Below are 22242 nucleotides of genomic sequence, written 5' to 3'. Positions count from 1 at the left end.
GTTATTGCTCCCCGAAGTGGATGGTTGGATGAACCAGCGCGCCATCGACCAGCGTGGCGCGCACGGCCACCACTTCGCGCGCCGATTTGGTCGCGCCGCCGCCGCCTGACGGGCCACAGGTGTACAGCGTTTCAACCTCGTTTCCGATACGCGCCGCTTCCTTCAGGCTGGCGGTGCGGCCGGTCACGCGCAGGCGCACTTCATACGGTTCGCCATGCGAGTTCGAGAGCTGGGCGCCATAGATGGCGTTCACGCCGATCATGTCAAAGCGCAGCTCTTCCGTCTGCACGCCGCACAGCTGCAAGCGCTCGGCCACGATGGCCTGCGCCAGCTGCGCGCGCGCCAGGGCGCCGGGGCCGGCGTACGATATCTGGCCCTCGCCGATATGGCTGTCGAGGTAGCCGAGCGTGACTTTTAGCAGCCCGCTTTTCGGGTGGCCGGTAGCGCCGGCAACGGCCACCCGGTCAGGTTCAAGCTGCGTCATCGATACGTGTGAAAAATCGGCCACCACGTCGGGCGTCAAATAGGCGGCCGGGTCGTGGATTTCATACAGCAGCTGTTCGGTGCAGGTCGCCACCGTCACGGCACCGCCCGAGCCGGCAACCTTGGTGATTACCAGGCTGCCGTCCGCATCGATTTCGGCAATCGGAAAACCGAGGCGTGCGAGATTGGCGACATCCTTGTAGCCCGGGTCGGCAAAATAGCCGCCGCTGACCTGGCCCGCGCATTCGAGCAGATGGCCGGCCAGCGTGCCCTGGCCCAGCTTGTGCCAGTCGTCCATGGCCCAGCCGAACGCATGGATCAGCGGCGCCAGCACCAGCGCCGGGTCGGCAATGCGGCCGGTGACGATTACGTCGGCCCCTTGCGCCAGCGCGTCGACCAGCGGCTGCGCCCCCAGATAGGCGTTGGCCGACAGCAGCCGGTCACCCAGTTGCGCTACCGGCGCGCCGCTGTCGTCCAGGTAGTCGCCGCCGGTGACCAGCGCCAGCACATCGTCGCCGGTCACTGCTGCCACGCGCAGGTCGGGCAGGCCCAGTTCGCGCGCGATCTGGCGGATCTTGCGCGCGGCCGTGAGCGGGTTGGCCGCGCCCATATTGGTCAGGATGCGCACGCCGTTGGCGTGGCACGGGCGCAGCACGGCGCGCATGCGCTCTTCGAGCAGCGGATCGTAGCCTTGCTCGGGGTCCTTCCGGCGCGCCTGCTGGGCCAGCGCAATGGTGCGTTCGGCCAGGCATTCGAAGATCAGGTAGTCGAGCTGGCCATATTCGGCCAGCTCGACGGCGGGCTCGATACGGTCGCCGGAATAGCCGGCGCCGGCGCCGATGCGAATAGTGTTCATGCGATGCTCCTGCTTTGCGAAAAGGTGCTTACAGCGGAAAGATGCCTAGCAAAATGCAGCTGATGGTCATCACGATCGAGGCGGCAAACAGGTATTTGAAGGTGTACTTCTGATGGTCTGCCAGGTCGACGCCGGCCAGGCCGGCCACCAGAAAAGTAGCCGGTGTCAAAGGGCTGACGGGAAAGCCGGTGGTCATCTGGCCCAGTAATGCCGCCTGCGCCACCTGGATCGGTTCCACGCCCAGCATCTTGCTCACTTCGGCCACCACCGGCAGCACGCCAAAGTAGAACGAGTCGGGATCGAACAGCATCGACAGCGGCATCGACAGCACGCCCAGCACGGCCGGGATATGCGAGGCCATTTCCGGCGGCACGAAGCCGACCGCCGTCTTGGCCATGGCTGTCAGCATGCCGGACTTGTTCATGATGCCGGTAAATACACCGGCGGCAAACAGGATGCTGGCCATCAGCAGCGCGGCCCTGGCATGGGCGTCGATGCGGGCGCGCTGCATGTCGGCGTTCGGGTAATTGATCATCAGGGCCAGCACCACGCCGATCATGAACATCACCACCGGATCGACTTTGCCGCTGATCATCACGCCCAGCACTACCACCGTCAGGGCGATATTGATCCAGAAGTTTTTGGGCCGGCGGATCGCCGCTTCGGCCTCGGTCAGCTCATGCATCTGCACAAAGCCGGCCGGTGCGCCGGCGGTCAAGCCCAGGCGGATTTCCTCCTTGCGGCCCAGGTAGTAGGCGACGCCAAATACGAATACCAGGCCGATCAGCTGCACCGGAATGAGCGGCATGAAAATATCGGACACGGGAATATGCAGCGCAGCCGAGGCGCGGATCATGGGGCCGGTCCATGGCAGGAAGTTGACGCCGGCTGCCAGGGAGGCCACGCAGGCCAGGATGCGCCGGTCGATGCCGAGGCGCGTGTACAGCGGCAGCATGGCAGGGATCGTCACCAAAAAGGTGACGGCGCCCGAACCATCAAGGTGGATCAGCAGCGCCAGCAGCGCGGTGCCCGGCACGATGCGGCTGGGCCGGCTGCCAACCACGCGCAGGATGCCGCTGATGACCGGGTCGAGCATGCCGGCGTCGGTCACGATGCCGAAGAACAGGATGGCAAACACGAACATGCCGGCCACCGGCGCGATATTGGTAATGCCGGCCACGATGAATTTCGAGGTCTCCATGCCGAAGCCGCCGATCAGGGCCGCGACGATGGGGATGGTAATCAATGCCACCAGCGGCGACATTTTCTTGGTAAGGATGGCCGCCAATAAAATAGCGATGGTGCAAAGTCCGAGCAGGGCCAGCATGGTGATGTCTCCGTTGATGTTGTGCGCCCGTCTGTGCGGGGTTTGAGGCCATTCTGCTGCCGGTGCTTTATATTGTAAAATCGATTTTTCAGCATGATTATGCTGTTTTTCGAGTTAAACCATGCTGCCCAATATTTCCAGCAAACTGCTGCAGGCCTTTGTGGCGCTGGCCGACTGCCGCCATTTCACGCGCGCGGCCGAGCGCTGCCATCTGTCGCAATCGGCCTTCAGCGCCGTGATCAGAAAACTTGAAATAGCGCTCGGCGCCAGGCTGGTCGAGCGCGATACGCGCAATGTCACGCTGACGGTGGAAGGCGAGATGTTTGTCGAGGTGGCGCGCGGCCTGCTGGCCGATATGGAAGCAGCCTTCGGCAATATGAGCGACTACGTGGCGCGCCGCAAGGGCAGAGTGGCGATTGCCGCGCTGCCGTCGCTCGCTGCCCATGGCCTGCCGGCCGTGATTGCCGAATACCGCGCCAGCTATCCGGGCGTGAGCGTGCAGCTGCATGACGCGCTGTCGGACCAGTGCCTGAACCTGCTGCGACAGGGCAAGGTCGACCTGGCCATTACCGCGCCCAGTGCGCGCCTGGCCGAGTTTGAAACGCGCAGCCTGTGCAGCGATCCGTTCTATCTGGTCTGCCGGCGCGACCATCGGCTGGCGCGCAAGCGCCGCGTGCTGTTGCCCGACCTGGCCGGCTGCGAGCTGATCCACCTGGCCAAGTCGACCAGCGTGCGCCAGCATGTCGAGCTGCTTACGCAGGGCATCGCCGTGCGCGACAGCGGGCTGGAAGTCGAGCACCTGGCCACCGTGGCTGGCCTGGTCGAGCAGGGCCTGGGCGTGGCGCTGGTGCCGGCGCTGACGCTGTTCCAGTTCAAAAAACTCGACCTGATAGCCGTGCCACTGGCCGCCGGCCAGCCCGAACGGCCGATCCTGCTGGCCACCCAGCGCAGCCTGTCGGTGGCGGCGCAGGGCATGCTGGAGCTGATCGAGTTGCGGTTGGGCAGTAGCGTGGTTGGCGGGTAAACGAGGCGCGTGTTTTCAAACACCGCCATGCCTGGCCGCTTCCTGCGCCAGCTGCACAAAGGCGGCCACCAGGGGCGAGCTATCGTCCTGTCGTTGCGCCAGCAGCAGGCTGGTGGTCGCTTCGGCATCCGCAATCGGCCGGTAGCAGATGCCGTCCATGCGGATACGGTCGAACGACGACGGCAACACTGAGATGCCGCAGCCGGCTGCCACCAGGCCGATAATGGTCGAGGCCTCGTTGGCCTCCTGCGCCACGTGCGGCGTAAAGCCGGCAGCGCGGCACAGACGCAATATCTGCAGGTAGATGCCGGTGCCGGCGTCTTTCGGATACATCACGAAGTCTTCGCCGGCCATGTCGGCAATCGCAATGGTCTCCTGCGCGGCCAGCCGGTGCGCCGTGGGCAGCACCAGCATGAGCGGATCGCGCCGCAGCTCGGTCAGCGTAATGTCGGCCGGGCAGTCCGTCTCGGGTGGGCGCACCAGCCCCAGGTCCATCTGCCGCGCTGAAATCGCCGTGAGCTGATGCAGGGTTGCCATTTCGTGCAGGGTCAAGGTCACATGCGGGAACTGCTGCCGGTAGCGGTTGATCACGGTGGCAAAGTAGGGCGTGAATGGGGTGGAAAAGGTAAAGCCGATGCGCAGTTCGCCGGCTTCGCCGCGCTGGGCGCGCTGGGCCGTGACGGCGGCGCGCTCGGACAGCGCCAGAATCTGGCGCGCATCAAGCAGGAACAGCCGGCCCGCCTCGGTCAGGCGCACCGAGCGCTTGCTGCGCTCGAACAGCTGCGCGCCCAGTTCGGCTTCCAGCGCCTGGATCTGCTGGCTCAGCGGCGGCTGGCCAATATGCAGCCGCTCGGCCGCGCGCGTAAAGTGCAATTCCTCTGCCACGGCAACGAAGTAACGCAGATGGCGCAGTTCCATAGGGCAGACTTTCTGTTATCTGTTTAAAGTATGAGTTGGGCCTTAAATATATATTGGACTATATAAAGGTGCAATCCTATGATGAATGATCGCTTTCTTTCGATCACATCATGTCCGACGCCCATCAAGCCGCCCAGCCTGCCACCACCCGTATCGTCAAGGGCACGCTGGCATTTACGCGCACCAACCGCGCGCTGTTCTTTGGCGGCTTTTCCACCTTCAGCCTGCTGTACTGCATCCAGCCGCTGTTTCCGCTGCTGTCGCATCAGTTTCACCTGACGGCTGCGCAAAGCAGCTGGTCGCTGTCGGTCTCGAGCGGCCTGCTGGCCATTTCGCTGGTGCTGCTGAGCGCAGTGTCGGATCGCATCGGCCGCAAGCCGCTGATGGTGGCCTCGATGGCCAGCGCGGCGGTGCTGACGGTGCTGTCGGCGTTTGCACAGGACTTTGCGCAGCTGCTGGCCGTGCGCGCGGCGCTCGGCATTGCGCTGGGCGGCATGCCGGCCGTGGCCATGGCCTATCTGGGTGAGGAAATCGATCCGCCGTCGCTGGGCCTGTCGATGGGCTTGTATATTGCCGGCAGCGCCTTTGGCGGCATGTCGGGGCGGCTGGTGGCTTCCTTGCTCAGCGACTATCTGTCGTGGCGCTGGGCGCTGGGCGTACTGGGCGTGGCCGGTATCGTGGCGGCGGCCGAATTCTGGCGCAGCCTGCCTGCCTCGCGCCACTTCACGCGCAGCACGCGCGGCTGGGACGCGCTGCCGCATGCGATGCGCCAGCATTTCTCCGACGCCGGCCTGCCGTGGCTGTTCTGCCTGGCCTTTGTGCTGATGGGCTGCTTTGTCAGCCTGTACAACTATATCGGCTACCGCCTGCTGGCCGCGCCGTTCGGCCTGCGCCAGAGTACGGTTGGCCTGCTGGCGTTTTTGTACCTGATCGGTATCTTCAGCTCGGTCTGGGCTGGCCGCCTGGTCGACCGGCTGGGCCGGCGCGGCGTGCTGTGGATTATGCTGTCGGTGATGCTGTCCGGTATTTTGCTGACGCTGTTCGATTCGCTGGTGCTGATCGTGGCCGGCATGGCCCTGGCCACCTTCGGCTTTTTTGCCTCGCACTCGATCGCCAGCAGCTGGGTCAGCCGTCGCGCCCGCGCACCGCAGGCGCTGGCTTCCGCTTTTTACCTGCTGTTCTACTACCTCGGTTCGAGCCTGATCGGCTCGGCCACCGGCACCATGTGGGGCTGGCATGGCTGGAGCGGGGTGGTGGCCATGCTCGGTGTCTGTCTCGGCAGCGGTCTGTTGATTACCCTGCGCCTGCGCCACCTTCAGCCGCTGGGGCCGCGGGTGGCTGTGGCCTGAGTTGCGTACATCTTTGCTTACATCTGCCGGAACAGATGCGCATACAAAGGGCTGACGCGCAGTTGCGCCGCATGCTGGCGCAGCGTCAGCGACAGCTTGCCCGCTTCGTCGCGCACCGCAGTGGCAATCGCGCTGGCGTTGACGATGGTGCCGCGATGTATCTGCCAGAACTGCTGCGGATCGAGCTGTGGCAGCAACTCTTTCAGGCTGGTGCGGATCAGCGCTTCGCTGTCGCGGCACACCACATTGATGTATTTGTCGAGCGCCTCAAAATACAGCACCTCGCCCACCGGGATCATGCGCACGCTGTTGCCCACTGCCGCGCGGATCATCTGCAGGCGCGGAGCGGACGCCGTCATCGCCTGCAACTGCGTCAGCAGGCTGGCCAGGTTCGGGTCGGCTGGCGCCGCCGGTGCCGCCTGTACTATCGGCGCCAGTTCTTCAGCTGCTGCAGGCGCAACAGGGACCTGCGCCAGGCGCTGCTGCAGGCGGCTAATGGTCTTGCCCAGGCGCGCATCGTTGACGGGCTTGAGCACGTAATCGGCAGCGGCCTGCTCGAAGGCGGCCAGCGCATATTCGTCATAGGCGGTGACGAACACGATGGGCGGGAAGGGGCGGTCTTGCGGCCACTGCTCGGCCAGTTCTTCGGCCGCTTCCAGTCCGGTCTTGCCCGGCATTTTGATGTCCATGAACAAAATGTCAGGCAGCAGCGCCAGGCCTTGCTGCAGCGCTTCGACGCCATTGGCGCAGGTAGCGACCACCTCAAGTTCGGGCCACAGGCGGTGCAGCGCGTGCTTGAGGGCGGCAGCCAGTATCGGTTCGTCTTCGGCGATCAGCGCGCGCAGCGCCGGTGGAGGTGTCATGGATAGGCTCATGGTTGTTGGCACAAGATGGTTGAGGTGGTGGTTGGACAGGGTTGCGCAGGCAGGCTCAGGCGTGCTGTCACGCCAGCGTCCGGATTGGCGTCCAGCGCCAGACTCGCTTGGGCGCCGAACATGGCCTGCAGGCGTTCGCGGATATTGCTTACGCCCAGATGCGTGCCCTTGCTCTGGCCCGGATGGTCGAGGCCGAGGCCGTTGTCGTGTACTGTGATGACCAGTTGTCCTTGATCGCTGTCGGCCGTAACATGGATATGGCCGCCTTCGATCTTCGGCTCCAGCCCGTGCTGGATGGCGTTTTCCACCAGCGGCTGCAGCAGCATCGGCGGCACGCTGGTCTGCTGCAGCGTCGCAGGCAGTTCCAGCGTATAGCGCAGGCGCGCGCCCATGCGAATGGCCATCAGGCCCAGGTAGGCTTCCATCAGCGCAAACTCCTGGCCCAGCGTGGTCGATTGTGCGCGCGAAGAGCTGAGCGTGGCGCGCAGGTACTGGATCAGGTTGTCGAGCAGCAGTTGGGCGCGCTCGGGATCAAAGCTGATCAATCCCTGCAGGTTGGCCAGCGTATTGAACAGCATATGCGGTTCGATCTGTGCCTGCAGCAGTTGCAGCTGCGCCTGCATGGCCTGGCGCGCTTCCTGTTCGGCGCGCGCTTTTTCATTGGCGGCAACGGCCTGCAGGCGCGACATTTTTTCGCGGCTGGCAAAAAACACCACGGCCACGCCCGTCACCACCAGCGTAAAGACCAGGTTGGCCACCACTTCGGCCGTATCAAAAGTGGTCAGGGCCTTGACCTTGGCATCGGTCAGCCAGGTAAATAAATGCAGGCCCAGCCACTGCGCCACCGGCACTGATACCAGGATAATGGCCAGCAGCGGCAGCGTTTTTGGGCGCTGCTTCTCGCCCCAGATGGTCAGGCGCGCGCCGTCGATCAGCACAAAGGCGATGGTGCCGATGCACATCGAGGCCACCAGATTGCGGCCCAGGCTGCTGCCGGGATTGAGCAGGTAGGTAATCACCAGTGCGCAGACCACATTGAAGGCAATGGCGTAGCGCGCATCGGGCAGCATGCGGTAGTAGCGTGAGCGGCGCCATCCTGTTCGCTGGGTGCTGGCGCTGGAAGGCTTTGTTGGGCTGGACATGGGTGGCTGAGGTTTGATGGTCGATAGGGCATTGTGTTGCCAGTGCGGCGCCAGCGCAACGCCGCTGCGACGAAACAGCGCTGGTGCGGCGCCAGACAGATCGCCACGGCGCCAAACCGGACATGCTTTGCTTTTTGCGTGCCATGCGCGCTAGTATGCAGCTTATTCTTCTATCGACCAAGGATCATCATGTGGCCCTATCCAAAGAGACTGGCGCACCGCGGCGGCGGCACCCTGGCGCCTGAAAATACCGTGGCGGCCCTGCGCTGCGGCCTCGCTTACGGCTACCGCGCGGTGGAGTTCGACGTGATGCTGGCCGGCGACGGCGTGCCGGTCATCATGCACGATCCCGAACTGGGGCGTACCGTGGCCGGCAGCGGCAAGATCAACGAGCATACGGCCAGCGAACTGGCTGCCATGGACGCCGGCAGCTGGTTTGGCCCGCAGTTTGCCGGCGAGGGCGTGCCGTCGTTTGCAGCGTTTATGGCTTATTGCCGCGAGCACCATATCTGGATGAATATCGAAATCAAGCCGGCGCCCGGCTTCGAGGTTCAGACCGGGCAGGTGGTGGCGCAGGCCACGCAGGCGGCGTTTGCCGGCGAGATTGCTGCCGGCACGCTGTTGCCGCTGTTGGCCTCGTTCAGCACCGAGGCCCTGCAGGCGGCGCGCGCTGCAGCGCCGGAACTGCCGCGCGGCTGGCTGGTCGAAGCGTTGCCGGCAGACTGGCTGGCGCAGGCGCGCGCGCTGGGCGTGGTGTCCATGCATTGCGACCATACGCAGCTGACGCACGAGCAGGTGCAGGCAATCAAGGCGCAGGGGTTCGGGGTGTTCTGCTATACCGTCAATACGCTGGCGCGCGCAGAAGAGTTGCTGGGGTGGGGCGTGGATGGGTTTTGTACAGACCGGATTGATTTGATTGCGGCTGGGTGATCGATGTTGTCGGGTTTTGCCGATGTTGTCGGGTTACGCGCTGCGCGCTAACCCGACCTACCCGACGCACGCCGAGCCAGGGCGTAGGTCGGATTAGCGCGCCCGCAGGGGGCGCGTAATCCGACAACGGCGCCGCCAACAATGCTATCGCTTCAAATTAAAACGTCACCCGCACCCCCGCCGTCAGATTGCGGCCCATCAGCGGCGCCGCGTTCTTGATGAATGAGGTGTGGCTGTAGGCCAGCTCATTGGTCAGGTTGTTGGCCTTCAGGTAGAACTGCGCTGGCGTGTTGCCGAGGCGGGTGTCGTAGCTGGCCGACAGGTTGAGCATATTGTAGCCGGGCGTGGCTGTTTCGAAGGCGGCGACCTTGTCCTGTTTGCTCACGCGGTAGAACTCGGCCACGCCGCTCCAGGATTGCCAGTTGGCGTAGAAGCGCACGCCCAGGCGCTGGGCCGGGATGCGCGGCAGGTTGCGATTGCCCGCCTCGCCGCCATCGGCCAGCCTGGCGCGTACGTAGTCGCCAAACACGCTGGCGCCGAACATCGGGTTCAGTTGCTGGCGGATCTGGCCTTCCACGCCGGTAAAGGTCGCGTCGCGCTGGGCGTACTGGATCAGCTGGAAGCCTTCGTGCGCGTCCAGCGTCGAGCCGTAGATATAGTTGTCGATCTTGTTGCGGTAAGCGCTGGCCATAAAGGTGGTGGTGCCCGCGTATTTGCGCAGCGTCAGGTCGATATTGTTCGACGTTTCCTTGCCCAGGTTCTGGTTGCCCAGTTCGTAGGTGGCGGTGGCCATGTGCACGCCGTTGGCGTACAGCTCCTCGGCGGTCGGCAGGCGGTGCGTGCGCGACAGGGTCGAGCCGAGCGAATACTGCGGCGCAAATTTCCATACCGCGCCCAGCGAGATGGAGGTGCCTTTGTCGCTGTGGTTTTGCAGGGTGGCGCTGTCGACATCGATATCCTGCCACTCGTGGCGCAGCCCCGCTTCGAAACGCCATTGCGCCAGGTTGTATTCCTCGACCAGGAAGGCCGCGTGCTTCTTGGTCACGGTTGGCAGCACGTATGCTTCCTCGCCCAGCGCCGAAAAGTCGCGTCTGGTCGTCTGCAGGCCGACCACGCCGCGCCAGCCGACGATCGGCAGATGTTCCATTTCCAGGCGCGCGTCGTGGCCCTTGTTTTTGAAGGTGGTGGCCACTTCCGTGCCTTCGATTTCATCGTGCTTGTAGTCGGTAAAGGCAGCGCGCAGGCGCAGGCGGGCAAAGCCGGGCAGTGGGTCGCGCAGTTCGCCGCGCACGTCCCAGCGCTCGCTTTTCATTTTCACGTAAGGCACCTCGCCGTGCTCGTGCTCATGATCGTGGTCTTCGCCTTCTTCATGCTCGCCTTCGTGATCGTGGTCGTCGTGGCCGCCGCAGTGCAGATGGTCGCCGTGCGGATGGCAGCTTTCAAATTCATGGTTGTGGCCGGGCAGGCCATACTCGGCGTGCTGGCTGGTAAAGGCCAGGCCCAGGAAACCGCGTGCACCGACCCACGACACGCCGGCGCTGGCCGTATCGGTCTGGTTGTAGCTGCCGGCCACTTTTGATCCGTCCTGCCAGCCGCTGCCGACCTTGTACTCCTTGGCATCGCGCTTGACGCCTTCGGCATGGAAGGCGATATTGCCCGAGCCGCCAGTCACTTCAAAGGCGCCGGCCTTTTCGCGTGCGCCGCTATTGGCGCGCAATTCGGCGCTGCCTTCGATGCCTTTGGCCGGCACGCGGGTCGGCACCTTGTTGTCGATCACGTTGACCACGCCGCCCACGGCGCCGCCGCCATAGGCCAGCGCCGACGGGCCGCGCAGCACTTCGATTTGCTGCGACAGCATCGGCTCGGCAGCGACCGCATGGTCGGGACTGATGGTCGACGCATCCTGCACTTCGGCGCCATCGGACAAGACCTTCACGCGCGGACCATCCATGCCGCGGATAATCGGGCGGCTGGCGCCGGCGCCAAAATGGCTCGACGTAATGCCGGGCTGGTTGGCCAGCGTTTCGCCCAGTGTTGCTTCGCGGGTGCGCACCAGTTCATCGCCTTCCAATACGGTCACGGGCGTGCTCATGTCATCGCTGCCCAGCGACAGGGCGCTGGCCGAGACGGTGACGGCCGGCATGGTGGGCGCCTGCTGCGCCAGTACGGACGCTGGCGCGGCAAAGGCCAGCATCAGGGCCAGCGCGAGTGGAGTAGGGCGGTGCAGGGGGCGTGGTACGGACATGCGGCAATTCCTTTATCGTGTATCGGTATGCTGGGGCTGGGCATCACCATGCTGATTTGGCACGGTTCGTTGATAATGATAACGCATTATCATTATTCGGTGTTGCATTGTTGAGATGATTGCCAGAGCGATGGTGTATTCTGTCGGCATGGAACGCACAACACGTCAAAAAACCGCCATCCAGGCTGCCATTGAAACGGCGCAGCGCCCGCTGTCGGCCCAGGAAATCCTCGAACAGGCCAGCTTGCAGGTGGCCCAGCTCGGTATTGCCACTGTCTATCGCAACCTCAAGTCGCTGGTCAGCGAGGAAAAAGTGCATGTGGTTACGCTGCCGGGTGAAAACCCGCGCTATGAGTCCAATACGGTGGCCAATCACCATCATCATCATTTCCAGTGCACTGTCTGTCAGCGCGTATTTGATGTCCATGATTGCCCGGGCGACTTGAAGCGTATGGCGCCGCAGGGGTTTGTGGTGGAGCGGCATGAGCTGACGCTGTATGGGCGCTGCCCTGAATGCATAGGCGCTGCGCCTGCTGCCGCACATGGCTGTGGTTCAGGTCACGATCACAACTAAATTAAGCTTTTTCAAAGTCGCAAGGCGAAAAATGGCGGGCCGGAGACGCGAGGCTGAGAAAATGCCGATGGCTGCGTTGCAGCTCCTTGCCGTACTGGCGTACTGTCTTCGTCGCTGCGCCTTGCCCTCGACATTTTTCAGCCTTGCTTGGCCCGGAGCTCCTGTGCCGGCGCCTGCGGTGTTGTCACCTTTTACTGGTGTGCTGGCGGCGTTGTGACGCTCACTTGGTGGTTTTGCCGTTGTGGTTGACGCACTATTTCGGCGCCTCGCCCCTTGCCGTCTCTAATTGCGGCTTGACATATCACGTATAATCGATCCTTTAAAGCTGCCGCCACCTTTTTCTAAAAAACATGAAATCATCTGAAATCCGCGACAAGTTCCTCAAATTTTTCGAGTCCAAGGGCCATTCCATCGTCCGCTCCAGTTCGCTGGTGCCAGGCAACGATCCGACCTTGCTGTTGACGAACAGCGGCATGGTGCAGTTCAAGGACGTGTTTACCGGCACCGACAGCCGCCCGTACTCGCGTGCCACGTCCGTGCAGCGCTGCGTGCGCGCCGGCGGCAAGCACAATGACCTGGAAAACGTCGGTTATACCGCGCGTCACCACACCTTCTTTGAAATGCTGGGCAACTTCAGCTTTGGCGACTACTTCAAGCGCGATGCGATTCATTACGCCTGGGAACTGCTGACGCGCGTGTACGGCCTGCCAGCCGACAAGCTGACCGTCACCGTGTATATCGAAGATGACGAAGCCTACGATATCTGGGCCAAGGAAATCGGCGTGCCGGTCGAGCGCATTATCCGCATCGGTGACAACAAGGGTTCGCGCTACGCGTCCGACAATTTCTGGCAGATGGCCGACACCGGCCCATGCGGCCCGTGCACTGAAATCTTCTACGACCACGGCGCTGACATTCCTGGCGGCCCTCCTGGCTCGCCTGACGAAGACGGCGACCGCTTTATTGAAATCTGGAACCTGGTATTCATGCAGTTCAACCGCGATGAAGCGGGCGTGATGCACAAGCTGCCAAAACCATGCGTCGATACCGGCATGGGCATGGAGCGCCTGGCCGCCGTGCTGCAGCACGTGCATTCGAACTACGAGATCGACCTGTTCCAGAACCTGATCCGCGCGGCAGCGCGCGAAACCGGCGCCACCGACCTGGAAAACAAGTCGCTGCGCGTGATCGCCGACCATATCCGCTCGGCGGCCTTCATGATCGTCGACGGCGTGATTCCCGGCAGCGAAGGGCGCGCTTATGTGCTGCGTCGCATTATTCGCCGCGCGCTGCGCCATGGCCACAAACTGGGCCAGACCAAGCCGTTCTTCTACAAGCTGGTGGCCGACCTGGCCATCGAGATGGGCGCCGCTTACCCGGAACTGGAAGAAGCCAAGGGCAACGTCGCCAATATGCTCAAGGCCGAAGAAGAGCGCTTTGGCGAAACGCTGGAAACGGGCATGAAAGTGCTTGAAGCGCAGCTGGCTCGGGATGGTTCGGGCATCGACGGCGCCACCGCCTTTACGCTGTATGAAACCTATGGCTTCCCGCCAGACCTGACGGCCGATATCTGCCGCGAGCGCGATATTGCATTCGACCAGGCCGGCTACGACGCAGCGCTGAAAGAAAGCCAGGAACTGTCGCGCAAGGGCGGCAAGACCCACAAGGACAGCAAGGTTGAATACGCGGGCGAGAAGAACAAGTTCGTCGGCTACGAGCAGCTGAGCTTTGGCAGCAAGATCATCGCGCTGTACGCTGCCGGCACCGCTGTGCAGGAACTGAGCGCCGGCCAGAGCGGCATCGTGGTGCTCGACACCACGCCGTTCTACGCCGAATCGGGCGGCCAGGTCGGCGACCAGGGCGTGATCGCCACGCCAGCCGGCACCTTTACCGTCAGCGACACGCTGAAAATCCAGGCCGATGTGTTTGGCCACCATGGCGTGATCGCCAGCGGTGTGCTCAAAGTGGGCGACACCGTGACCGCTGACGTGGACCAGGCCAAGCGCGGCCGCACCATCCGCAACCACTCGGCCACCCATTTGATGCACAAGGCGCTGCGCGAAGTGCTGGGCAGCCACGTGGCGCAAAAAGGTTCGCTGGTCGATCCGGACAAGACGCGTTTCGACTTCAGCCATCACGCGCCGATGACGGTCGAGCAGATCGCTGCGGTGGAAACCATCGTCAACAAAGAGATCCTGGAAAACCATCCGACGCAGTCGCATCACATGTCGTTTGACGACGCCGTCAAGCATGGCGCGATGGCGCTGTTCGGCGAGAAATATGGCGACGAAGTGCGCGTGCTCGATATCGGCAGCTCGAAAGAGCTGTGCGGCGGCGTGCACGTGCAGCGCACCGGCGATATCGGCCTGTTCAAGATCACCGCTGAAAGCGGCGTGGCAGCAGGCATCCGCCGCGTCGAAGCGGTGACCGGCGAAGGCGCACTGCAACTGGTGCAGACGATCAACCGTCGCCTGCTCGACGCTGCTGCCGCCCTGAAAGCGCAGCCGGAAGAGCTGACGGCGCGTATCGGCCAGGTACAGGATCACGTCAAGGCGCTGGAAAAAGAACTGGCGGCGCTGAAATCGAAACTGGCCTCGGGCCAGGGCGATGAGCTGGTCACGCAGGCGGTCGACGTCAACGGCGTCAAGGTGCTGGCGGCAACGCTCGAAGGCGCTGACGTGGCGCGCCTGCGCGAGACCATGGACAAGCTGAAAGACAAGCTGAAAACGGCCGCCATCGTGCTGGCCAGCGTTACCGACGGCAAGGTCAGCCTGATTGCCGGCGTGACCGCTGACGCCACCTCGCGCGTGAAAGCGGGCGAGCTGGTCAACTTCGTTGCACAACAAGTGGGCGGCAAAGGCGGCGGACGCCCCGATATGGCGCAGGCCGGCGGTACCGACGCGACCGGCCTGCCGGCAGCACTGGCTGGCGTGCCGGCCTGGGTGGGCGAGCGCGTCAAGTAAGACCGGCGCCAGCATCCATGCGGCACCCGCGCCCCGCAGCGCGTATTGAACGGCTCGCCGGCTCGTCTGGCGGGCCGTTTTACCGTCTGGCAGCTCGTTGTGGTCTGACAACAGCCTGCGAACTATTTTGGTGCAGCGCGTCAATGGGCGTGAATTGGAGTAGTATGTCGAAAATCAGTAAACAAAACATTGGCAGGATATTGATGAGCGACACACTACTTGATACCGAGATCATGGAATTTAACAAGGAACTCGATGCGCGCGGCTTGAATTGCCCTTTGCCGATCCTGAAGGCAAAGAAAGCGCTGGCCGAGTTGCAAAGCGGTGAGGTGCTGCGCATTATGGCAACCGACCCCGGTTCCGTGCGCGACTTCCAGGCTTTTGCCAAACAGACGGGCAATGCGCTGCTGGCGCATGTGCAGACCGGCACCGAATTCGTTTTCCTGATGCAACGCAAATAATCGCGGCCGGCCGGCGCCCCGCCAGGGGGCTGGCCAGCTGGCAAATGGTCTCTTCCGGCGTCCATTTGCTGCCATGCAGCGTAGCGCTATTCCCGGTATTTTCTCCCGCTGTATTTTCTCCCTTGATTGCGGCTCGATGTTATTTAGACGATTTGCTCTAACTAAAAATCGCACGATCGTGCTTAAATTCGGTTCGTGGCGCGAATTTCTCTTATAATCGAACGCACTAGAACCGTCATTTTTATAATTTCCCAAAGGCATAGCTATGAAAGTCTTGGTACCCGTCAAACGCGTGGTCGACTATAACGTCAAAGTACGCGTCAAGAGCGACGGCACTGGCGTCGATACCGCCAACGTCAAAATGTCCATGAACCCTTTTGACGAGATCGCACTGGAAGAAGCCATGCGCCTGAAAGAGGCTGGCAAGGTGACTGAAGTGGTGGCCATCTCCTGCGGCGTGACCCAATGCCAGGAAACCCTGCGCACCGCCATGGCCATCGGCGCCGACCGCGGCATCCTGGTTGAAACGACCACCGAACTCGAACCGCTGGCCGTGGCCAAGCTGGTCAAGTCGCTGGCTGAAAAAGAACAGCCACAACTGATTATCCTGGGCAAGCAGGCCATCGACGACGACAGCAACCAGACCGGCCAGATGCTGGCGGCGCTGCTCGGTTGGCCGCAAGCCACGTTTGCCTCGAAAGTGGTGCTGGAAGACGGCAAAGTGACCGTCACGCGCGAAGTCGATGGCGGCCTGGAAACGCTGGCCCTGACGCTGCCTGCCATCGTCACTACCGACCTGCGCCTGAACGAGCCGCGCTACGTCACGCTGCCGAACATCATGAAAGCCAAGAAAAAGCCGCTGGAAACCGTCAAGCCGGAAGACCTGGGCGTGGACGTGACGCCGCGCCTGAAAACGCTGAAAGTGGCTGAACCTGCCAAGCGCTCGGCCGGCATCAAGGTGCCGGACGTGGCCACGCTGGTCGCCAAGCTGCGCACCGAAGCCAAAGTCATTTAAGCGGCGTTGCCGTCTATCCAGAACATTTACAGGAAACATCATGGTCGCATTAGTTATTGCTGAACACGACAACGCTAGCCTGAAGGGCAGCACCCACCATACCGTGACCGCTGCTGCCCAGTGCGGTGGCGACGTGCACGTACTGGTTGCCGGCTCGAACGCCTCGGCCGCCGCAGCAGCGGCTGCGCAGATCGCCGGCGTAGCCAAGGTCATCGTGGCCGACGCCGCTTACTTTGCCGACGGCCTGGCCGAAAACGTGGCCGAGCAGGTGCTGGCCATTGCCGGCGACTACAGTCATATCCTGGCGCCAGCCACCGCCTACGGCAAGAACATCCTGCCACGCGTGGCTGCCAAGCTGGACGTGGCGCAGATCTCGGAAATCACCAAGGTCGACTCCCCGGATACCTTCGAGCGCCCGATCTACGCCGGTAACGCGATTGCCACCGTGCAATCAAGCGACAAAGTCAAGGTCATCACCGTGCGCACCACCGGTTTTGACGCTGCCGCCGCTACCGGTGGTTCGGCTGCCACCGACACCATCACCGCCGTGGGCGACGTGGGCAAGTCGGCTTTTGTCGGCCGTGAGCTGGCCAAGTCGGACCGTCCTGAGCTGACCGCTGCCAAAATCATCGTTTCCGGCGGCCGTGGCCTCGGTTCGGCAGAAAACTTCCAGATTCTCGAGCCGCTGGCCGACAAGCTGGGCGCTGCCATGGGGGCTTCGCGCGCAGCGGTCGACGCCGGCTTCGTGCCGAACGACTGGCAAGTGGGCCAGACCGGCAAGATCGTTGCGCCATCGCTGTATATTGCCGTCGGTATTTCGGGCGCGATCCAGCATCTGGCCGGCATGAAGGACTCGAAGACCATCGTGGCCATCAACAAGGATCCGGAAGCGCCGATCTTTGCCGTGGCTGACTACGGCATCGTGGGCGACCTGTTCGAAGTGGTGCCTGCACTGGTCAAAGAACTCGGTTAAGTCCATCCCGTAAAACGGTTTTGTATATTGCAAAGCCACGCCGGCCCGCCCTCCACGGCGAGCCGCGCGTGGCTTTTTTCTTGGAGATAAGATGAGCTATCAAGCCCCGCTGAAAGACATGTTGTTCGTCATGAACGAACTGGCCGGCCTGGCCGAAATCCATACCTTGCCCGGCTGCGAGGACGCCACGCCCGATACGGCCGAGGCGGTACTGGAGGAAAACGCCAAGTTCTGCAGCGCGGTGGTAGCGCCCCTGAACGGCCCCAGCGACAAGGAGCCCAGCTACTGGCATGACGGCCAGGTCACCACCTCGAAAGGCTTCAAGGAAGCCTTCAAGGCCTATGGCGAAGCGGGCTGGCAGGGCGTGCAGCACCCGAGCGAATTTGGCGGCCAGGGTTTGCCCAAACTGCTGGCGACGCCCTGCATTGAAATGCTCAATTCGGCCAGTATCTCGTTTGCGCTGGTCGCACTGCTGTCGGACGGCGCCATCGAAGCGCTGCTGACGGCCGGCAGCGACGCGCAGAAAGCCACTTATCTGGAAAACCTGGTGTCGGGCAAGTGGACCGGCACCATGAACCTGACCGAGCCGCAGGCCGGCTCCGACCTGGCCGCCGTGCGCACGCGCGCCGTGCCGCAGGGCGATGGCACCTACAAAGTGTTCGGCACCAAGATTTTCATTACCTATGGCGAACATGACCTGAGCGAGAACATCGTGCACCTGGTGCTGGCGCGTACGCCCGATGCACCGGCCGGCGTGAAAGGCATTTCGCTGTTTATCGTACCGAAGTTCCTGGTCAATGCCGATGGCAGCCTGGGCGAGCGCAACGATGCGCATTGCGTGTCGATCGAGCACAAGCTGGGTATCAAGGCCAGCCCGACGGCGGTGCTGCAGTTCGGCGACCATGGCGGCGCCATCGGTACGCTGGTGGGCGAGGAAAACCGTGGCCTCGAATACATGTTCATCATGATGAATGCGGCGCGCTTTGGCGTGGGGCTGCAGGGCATAGGCCTGGCCGAGCGCGCCTATCAGCAGGCCGTGGCGTTTGCCAAGGACCGCGTGCAGTCGCGCGACCTGGCCGGCTCGGCTGGCCCGGTATCGATCATCCACCACCCGGACGTGCGCCGCATGCTGATGTCGATGCGCTCGCAGACGGAGGCGGCGCGCGCGCTCGCTTACGTGGGGGCGGCCATCAGCGACGTGGCGCACCACCATGTCGACGCCGAGGTGCGCGCCGACAGCCTGGCCACCTATGAATACCTGGTGCCCATCATCAAGGGCTGGGCCACCGAAATGTCGCAGGACGTGGCGCGCGATGGCGTACAGGTGCATGGCGGCATGGGCTTTATCGAAGAAACCGGCGCCGCCCAGCACTACCGCGACGCCAAGATCCTCACCATCTATGAAGGCACCACCGCCATCCAGGCCAACGACCTGGTGGGCCGCAAAACGGTGCGTGACGGTGGCGCGGTGGCAAAATCGATTATCGCCCAGGTGCGCGCTACCGAAGCGCAGCTCGGTGAACTGACCGGCGCCGATTTCCAGGCCATGCAGCGCCATCTGGCCGAAGGCAGTGCAGCGCTCGAAGCGGTGGTCGAGTATGTGCTGGCCAATGTGAAAAGCGACATCAAGGCGGTGTTTGCCGGCAGCGTGCCGTACCTGAAGCTGGCCGGCATCGTGCTGGGCGGCTGGCAGATGGCGCGCGCGGCCATCGTGGCGCAGCAAAAACTGGGCGAGGGCGCTGGCGATGACAGCTTCTACAAAGCCAAGATCAGCACGGCACGTTTCTTTGCCGACCATATCCTGTCGCAGGCGCCAGGCCTGCGCGCCACCATTATCGATGGCGCAGCAGGGGTGATGGCGCTGTCTGAAGAGCAGTTTTAAGCCGGCCCGAACCCACCGGGTCTCGGCGACCCCGTCTCGGCGACCCCGTCTGACCTGATGCGAGGGTAGGTCGGATTAGGCCGCAGGCCGTAATCCGACAACATTGTTGACGTCTGCGGTATTGTCGGATTACGGCCCCTTCGGGGCCTAATCCGACCTACGCCCCTTGCTTTATCGGCGTGCGATGCCGTTGCCCGAATTGCGCACCAGATCACCGGACTGCAGGCCAGGATCCTGGTCGAACGCGAAGTCGGCGCGGGCGCCGGTTTCGTATTGCACCGTGACGGTCCACACTTTCGAGTTCTTTACGTGGCCTTCAACCTGCTTGCCGGCATACGCGCCGCCGGCGGCGCCGGCCAGCGTGGCCAAGTCTTTGCCGCGGCCGCTGCCGACCTGACGGCCCAGCAGGGCGCCGGCCACGCCGCCGCCGATCATGCCCAGCGCGCCGCCTTCACCGGCTTTTTCCGTCACATTGACAGCGACTACCTTGCCGCAGTCGGCGCAGATCTGCGCCTGGGGTTTCGATGGCTGGCTGGCGTAAGAGTTGCCGGCCTTTTGCGCGGCCTTGGCGTTGATGATGGCTTGATCGAATTCGCTCTTGGCGTCGCGCAGGCACTGCATGCGGGCCTTGGACGAGGTTTCTTCTGCGCACAGACGTTTGTCATCGGCATAGCGCGTATTGGCTTGTTTGGTGTCGTAGGCGTATTGCGCCTTGGGCGACAGGTTCTGGGCAAAAGCCGGTGCGCTGAACAGGCTGGCCATGGCAGCGGCAATAATAAGCGGGCGACGAATCATGATCTTCTCCTTGAGCTCCCAGCGACGCTGGTGTTAAAGCCAGTATAGTGAAAAGCATGATTGCCTGCCAACACAGCCGTGCGCAGGTGTGCTCAGCCGTAGGCGCCGCCCGTATAGAGCAGGTCGAACAGGCGCGCCATGGTGGCGATCAGCACGCCTGCGCCAATCATGACGGTAGCGACCAGTATCACCGCCAGCGGCCAGCCGGTGTCGGACTGGCGGCCAGATGCAGCGTTATGGCGTGCGTCCCATTTCTCGTCCGGCGCCAGGCCCAGCACCAGCGCTTCCAGAAAACCTGCCAGTGCAGACACGATCAAGGGCAGCAGCTGGTAAAACCAGTCCGCCTGCGGCCATGCCAGGCGCAGCAGCGCGCTGGCGGGCAGGGCGGCCAGATGCAGCCAGCCCCAGCGGTCGCGTGCGCCGTGCAGATAAAAGCGGTGGACGCCAAGCATGCCCAGTACAAACGCCAGCAGGGTGGCAAACGCCTTGTTGCGGTGGGCAGGCGGGTTCAGGGCGACAGTATTCATGGCGACAACCTTGCTCGATCATAAAGAAGCCAGTATCGGCCATTGTCGCTTGTAATAAAAGCGTTTCCTGTCGTTTTGCCACGCCAGGATGGCCTGAAAAACCAGCTGAAAAGCACGTAACTATTGCGTCTTTGGCGATGTCTGGTCATAATGTTTGATTAGCCCAATTTACACGCCCGTCATCATAACGCTTGCTGCATGGCGGTAAAGCGCGCTATAATTTGCGGCTTTTTCCGCCTCAGCACACTTTTTGGAATTATTATGGTCGTTATTCGTTTAGCTCGTGGAGGCGCCAAGAAGCGCCCGTTCTTCAACATCGTTGCAACCGATTCGCGCAATCGCCGCGATGGTCGCTTCATTGAGCGTATCGGTTTCTACAATCCGATGGCGCAAGGTGGCGAAGTTCCACTGCGTATTACCGCAGACCGTCTGGCCTACTGGCAAGGCGTTGGCGCACAACTGTCGCCAACCGTTGCTCGTCTGGTTGCCAGCAACGGCAAAGCAGCAGCTTAATTCTTGAACACTGGTTTGACGGTCAAGACTGCATCCGGGGTGAAAGTCCCCGATGACCTGGTTCAGGTAGGCTATGTCTCCGGCGCCTATGGCATTGCGGGCGGGGTCAGGATTACTCCTTTCTCCGACGACGCGGATGCATTGTTGAAAGTTAAAACCTGGTGGTTCGACAAGCCGACCCTGCATGACGTTGACGTCAGGCAGGCAAAGCTGCACGGCGGCGACGTCGTGGCCCAGCTGGTGGGTGTGGTAGGGCGGGATGCTGCAGAGGCGCTCAAGGGCGTGTCCGTACAAATTCCGCGTAGCCATTTCCCGGCACTGCCGGCCGATGAATTTTATTGGTCCGACCTGATCGGACTCAATGTAGAGAATTTGCAAGGCGAGAATCTCGGGCAAGTGACCGACATGATGAGCAATGGTCCGCAATCGATATTGCGTATCGCTCCTGTCGCCAATCCTGATGAATCCGCTGACAAGGCGCCTGAGCGCCTGATCCCGTTTGTCGGCCAGTTTGTCATCAATGTGGACAAGGCTGGCGGCAAGATCACGGTGGATTGGGGCCTTGATTATTAAGCTGTGCACGCGCAACCGGCGCCGCGCAATGTTCTGGAACGGGAGTGGCGATGCAGTTTGATGTCGTAACCCTGTTCCCGGAAATGTTTGCCGCGCTGACCCAGTCGGGCGTGACACGGCGTGCCTACGAACAGAAAAAATGGGGCTTGTCGCTGTGGAATCCGCGTGATTTCACCACCGACAATCACCGTACCGTGGATGACCGCCCGTATGGCGGTGGCCCCGGCATGGTGATGCTGGCCAAGCCGCTTGAAGCGACCATCAATGCTGCCAGGCAGCGCCAGCAGGATCTTGGTCTTGCCGCGCCGCGGGTGGTGTTCATGTCGCCGCAGGGCCGTCCGCTGACCCATGAGCGTGTCACGCAGTTGAAGGCCGAACCCGGCCTGGTGATTCTGTGCGGCCGCTATGAAGCAGTCGACCAGCGCTTGCTCGACCGTTGTGTCGACGAGGAAATCAGCGTGGGCGACTTTGTGTTGTCCGGCGGCGAATTGCCGGCCATGGCGCTGATGGATGCGGTGATCCGGCTGTTGCCTGGCGCCTTGAATACCGAGGCGTCGGCCATCGAAGACAGCTTTGTCAACGGCCTGCTCGATTCGCCGCACTACACGCGCCCTGAAACATATGAAGGCGTGCCGGTGCCACCAGTGTTGATGGGTGGCAACCACGCCGAGATCGGCAAATGGCGCCGCCAGCGCATGCTGGAGGCCACTGCCAGAAAGCGCCCCGAGCTGTTGCTCAGCGCGCGCAGCGCCGGCTTGCTCAGCAAGGCCGACGAACAATTTTTGGCCAGCCTGTAAGACGTCGCAAGACGCCATGC

20 protein-coding genes are annotated in these 22242 nt (G+C 62.6%); 12 read left to right on the top strand and 8 right to left on the bottom strand.

Going from position 1 to position 22242, the window contains the following annotated elements:
- Position 1: 1 nt before the first annotated feature.
- Together GCM43_RS24860 and GCM43_RS24855 are read right to left on the bottom strand one after the other, a co-directional pair.
- A complete protein-coding gene (locus GCM43_RS24860; protein ID WP_152248557.1) occupies positions 2–1339 on the bottom strand; it encodes an acyclic terpene utilization AtuA family protein in 1338 nt (445 codons plus the stop codon).
- 28 nt (positions 1340–1367) lie between these two features.
- A complete protein-coding gene (locus tag GCM43_RS24855; protein WP_152248556.1) occupies positions 1368–2666 on the bottom strand; it encodes a CitMHS family transporter in 1299 nt (432 codons plus the stop codon).
- A gap of 121 nt (positions 2667–2787) precedes the next feature.
- Here GCM43_RS24855 and GCM43_RS24850 point away from each other — a divergent pair, with 121 nt between their 5' ends.
- A complete protein-coding gene (locus GCM43_RS24850) occupies positions 2788–3690 on the top strand; it encodes a LysR family transcriptional regulator (RefSeq protein ID WP_152248555.1) in 903 nt (300 codons plus the stop codon).
- 15 nt (positions 3691–3705) lie between these two features.
- Here GCM43_RS24850 and GCM43_RS24845 read toward each other — a convergent pair whose 3' ends face one another.
- Entirely contained in the window at positions 3706–4608 is a 903-nt protein-coding gene (locus GCM43_RS24845) for a LysR family transcriptional regulator (protein WP_152248554.1), read from the bottom strand.
- A 110-nt stretch (positions 4609–4718) separates the two neighbouring features.
- On the opposite strand from GCM43_RS24845, the gene GCM43_RS24840 reads away from it, so the two are divergent.
- Complete coding sequence (locus GCM43_RS24840) at positions 4719–5957, top strand: MFS transporter (protein ID WP_152248553.1); 1239 nt, start codon at positions 4719–4721, stop codon at positions 5955–5957.
- 17 nt (positions 5958–5974) lie between these two features.
- Here the strand turns inward: GCM43_RS24840 and GCM43_RS24835 are convergent, their stop codons facing one another.
- Together GCM43_RS24835 and GCM43_RS24830 are read right to left on the bottom strand one after the other, a co-directional pair.
- Positions 5975–6820 carry a LytR/AlgR family response regulator transcription factor gene (locus GCM43_RS24835; RefSeq protein ID WP_152248552.1) on the bottom strand — a complete coding sequence of 282 codons (846 nt, stop codon included), beginning with the start codon at positions 6818–6820 and terminating at the stop codon, positions 5975–5977.
- A gap of 8 nt (positions 6821–6828) precedes the next feature.
- A complete protein-coding gene (locus GCM43_RS24830) occupies positions 6829–7974 on the bottom strand; it encodes a sensor histidine kinase (protein WP_152248551.1) in 1146 nt (381 codons plus the stop codon).
- A gap of 189 nt (positions 7975–8163) precedes the next feature.
- Here GCM43_RS24830 and ugpQ point away from each other — a divergent pair, with 189 nt between their 5' ends.
- Positions 8164–8904 (top strand): glycerophosphodiester phosphodiesterase, encoded by a 741-nt coding sequence (gene ugpQ / locus GCM43_RS24825; RefSeq protein WP_152248550.1) that lies wholly within the window; start codon positions 8164–8166, stop codon positions 8902–8904.
- 157 nt (positions 8905–9061) lie between these two features.
- Here the strand turns inward: ugpQ and GCM43_RS24820 are convergent, their stop codons facing one another.
- Complete coding sequence (locus GCM43_RS24820; RefSeq protein ID WP_226929656.1) at positions 9062–11149, bottom strand: TonB-dependent receptor domain-containing protein; 2088 nt, start codon at positions 11147–11149, stop codon at positions 9062–9064.
- Positions 11150–11297: 148 nt separating this feature from the next.
- On the opposite strand from GCM43_RS24820, the gene GCM43_RS24815 reads away from it, so the two are divergent.
- The 6 genes from GCM43_RS24815 to GCM43_RS24790 all read left to right on the top strand — a co-directional run bounded on the left by GCM43_RS24815 (position 11298) and on the right by GCM43_RS24790 (position 19017).
- Positions 11298–11723, top strand: a complete 426-nt coding sequence (locus GCM43_RS24815) for a Fur family transcriptional regulator (protein ID WP_152248549.1) — start codon at positions 11298–11300, stop codon at positions 11721–11723.
- Between the two features lie 350 nt (positions 11724–12073).
- Entirely contained in the window at positions 12074–14686 is a 2613-nt protein-coding gene (gene alaS, locus GCM43_RS24810) for an alanine--tRNA ligase (RefSeq protein ID WP_152248548.1), read from the top strand.
- 233 nt (positions 14687–14919) lie between these two features.
- Positions 14920–15147: a sulfurtransferase TusA family protein gene (locus tag GCM43_RS24805; RefSeq protein WP_152248575.1), complete on the top strand. Its 228-nt coding sequence runs from the start codon at positions 14920–14922 to the stop codon at positions 15145–15147.
- A gap of 265 nt (positions 15148–15412) precedes the next feature.
- Positions 15413–16162: an electron transfer flavoprotein subunit beta/FixA family protein gene (locus tag GCM43_RS24800; protein WP_152248547.1), complete on the top strand. Its 750-nt coding sequence runs from the start codon at positions 15413–15415 to the stop codon at positions 16160–16162.
- Between the two features lie 40 nt (positions 16163–16202).
- The gene (locus GCM43_RS24795; protein ID WP_152248546.1) at positions 16203–17135 is read left to right on the top strand and encodes an electron transfer flavoprotein subunit alpha/FixB family protein; all 933 of its coding nucleotides are present in this window, start codon (positions 16203–16205) and stop codon (positions 17133–17135) included.
- 91 nt (positions 17136–17226) lie between these two features.
- Positions 17227–19017 carry an acyl-CoA dehydrogenase gene (locus GCM43_RS24790; RefSeq protein ID WP_152248545.1) on the top strand — a complete coding sequence of 597 codons (1791 nt, stop codon included), beginning with the start codon at positions 17227–17229 and terminating at the stop codon, positions 19015–19017.
- Between the two features lie 171 nt (positions 19018–19188).
- Here the strand turns inward: GCM43_RS24790 and GCM43_RS24785 are convergent, their stop codons facing one another.
- Both GCM43_RS24785 and GCM43_RS24780 read right to left on the bottom strand, forming a co-directional pair.
- Complete coding sequence (locus GCM43_RS24785) at positions 19189–19812, bottom strand: glycine zipper 2TM domain-containing protein (RefSeq protein WP_152248544.1); 624 nt, start codon at positions 19810–19812, stop codon at positions 19189–19191.
- A gap of 92 nt (positions 19813–19904) precedes the next feature.
- Positions 19905–20339: an NINE protein gene (locus tag GCM43_RS24780; RefSeq protein WP_152248543.1), complete on the bottom strand. Its 435-nt coding sequence runs from the start codon at positions 20337–20339 to the stop codon at positions 19905–19907.
- Between the two features lie 261 nt (positions 20340–20600).
- Here GCM43_RS24780 and rpsP point away from each other — a divergent pair, with 261 nt between their 5' ends.
- Genes rpsP through trmD form a run of 3 tightly spaced genes read left to right on the top strand, consistent with a single transcriptional unit; the run spans position 20601 to position 22222 of the window.
- Positions 20601–20852 carry a 30S ribosomal protein S16 gene (gene rpsP, locus GCM43_RS24775; protein ID WP_076567307.1) on the top strand — a complete coding sequence of 84 codons (252 nt, stop codon included), beginning with the start codon at positions 20601–20603 and terminating at the stop codon, positions 20850–20852.
- A 39-nt stretch (positions 20853–20891) separates the two neighbouring features.
- Positions 20892–21425, top strand: a complete 534-nt coding sequence (gene rimM / locus GCM43_RS24770) for a ribosome maturation factor RimM (protein ID WP_193315742.1) — start codon at positions 20892–20894, stop codon at positions 21423–21425.
- 50 nt (positions 21426–21475) lie between these two features.
- On the top strand, positions 21476–22222 hold the full coding sequence (trmD, locus tag GCM43_RS24765) for a tRNA (guanosine(37)-N1)-methyltransferase TrmD (RefSeq protein WP_152248542.1): 747 nt from the start codon (positions 21476–21478) through the stop codon (positions 22220–22222).
- The last annotated feature ends 20 nt before the right edge of the window (positions 22223–22242 follow it).

The sequence above is a fragment of the Janthinobacterium aquaticum genome (assembly GCF_009208565.1).
Taxonomy (GTDB): Bacteria; Pseudomonadota; Gammaproteobacteria; order Burkholderiales; family Burkholderiaceae_D; genus Janthinobacterium.
The sequence above is the reverse complement of the archived record's forward strand: the minus strand, read 5'-3'. Positions and strand labels throughout refer to the sequence as shown.

What these genes read in the sequence shown, in the direction of transcription:
- GCM43_RS24860 (WP_152248557.1), bottom strand. Translation starts at nt 1,339, where the DNA reads ATGAACACTATTCGCATCGGCGCCGGCGCCGGCTATTCCGGCGACCGT.
- GCM43_RS24855 (WP_152248556.1), bottom strand. Translation starts at nt 2,666, where the DNA reads ATGCTGGCCCTGCTCGGACTTTGCACCATCGCTATTTTATTGGCGGCC.
- GCM43_RS24850 (WP_152248555.1), top strand. Translation starts at nt 2,788, where the DNA reads ATGCTGCCCAATATTTCCAGCAAACTGCTGCAGGCCTTTGTGGCGCTG.
- GCM43_RS24845 (WP_152248554.1), bottom strand. Translation starts at nt 4,608, where the DNA reads ATGGAACTGCGCCATCTGCGTTACTTCGTTGCCGTGGCAGAGGAATTG.
- GCM43_RS24840 (WP_152248553.1), top strand. Translation starts at nt 4,719, where the DNA reads ATGTCCGACGCCCATCAAGCCGCCCAGCCTGCCACCACCCGTATCGTC.
- GCM43_RS24835 (WP_152248552.1), bottom strand. Translation starts at nt 6,820, where the DNA reads ATGACACCTCCACCGGCGCTGCGCGCGCTGATCGCCGAAGACGAACCG.
- GCM43_RS24830 (WP_152248551.1), bottom strand. Translation starts at nt 7,974, where the DNA reads ATGTCCAGCCCAACAAAGCCTTCCAGCGCCAGCACCCAGCGAACAGGA.
- ugpQ (WP_152248550.1), top strand. Translation starts at nt 8,164, where the DNA reads ATGTGGCCCTATCCAAAGAGACTGGCGCACCGCGGCGGCGGCACCCTG.
- GCM43_RS24820 (WP_226929656.1), bottom strand. Translation starts at nt 11,149, where the DNA reads ATGTCCGTACCACGCCCCCTGCACCGCCCTACTCCACTCGCGCTGGCC.
- GCM43_RS24815 (WP_152248549.1), top strand. Translation starts at nt 11,298, where the DNA reads ATGGAACGCACAACACGTCAAAAAACCGCCATCCAGGCTGCCATTGAA.
- alaS (WP_152248548.1), top strand. Translation starts at nt 12,074, where the DNA reads ATGAAATCATCTGAAATCCGCGACAAGTTCCTCAAATTTTTCGAGTCC.
- GCM43_RS24805 (WP_152248575.1), top strand. Translation starts at nt 14,920, where the DNA reads ATGGAATTTAACAAGGAACTCGATGCGCGCGGCTTGAATTGCCCTTTG.
- GCM43_RS24800 (WP_152248547.1), top strand. Translation starts at nt 15,413, where the DNA reads ATGAAAGTCTTGGTACCCGTCAAACGCGTGGTCGACTATAACGTCAAA.
- GCM43_RS24795 (WP_152248546.1), top strand. Translation starts at nt 16,203, where the DNA reads ATGGTCGCATTAGTTATTGCTGAACACGACAACGCTAGCCTGAAGGGC.
- GCM43_RS24790 (WP_152248545.1), top strand. Translation starts at nt 17,227, where the DNA reads ATGAGCTATCAAGCCCCGCTGAAAGACATGTTGTTCGTCATGAACGAA.
- GCM43_RS24785 (WP_152248544.1), bottom strand. Translation starts at nt 19,812, where the DNA reads ATGATTCGTCGCCCGCTTATTATTGCCGCTGCCATGGCCAGCCTGTTC.
- GCM43_RS24780 (WP_152248543.1), bottom strand. Translation starts at nt 20,339, where the DNA reads ATGAATACTGTCGCCCTGAACCCGCCTGCCCACCGCAACAAGGCGTTT.
- rpsP (WP_076567307.1), top strand. Translation starts at nt 20,601, where the DNA reads ATGGTCGTTATTCGTTTAGCTCGTGGAGGCGCCAAGAAGCGCCCGTTC.
- trmD (WP_152248542.1), top strand. Translation starts at nt 21,476, where the DNA reads ATGCAGTTTGATGTCGTAACCCTGTTCCCGGAAATGTTTGCCGCGCTG.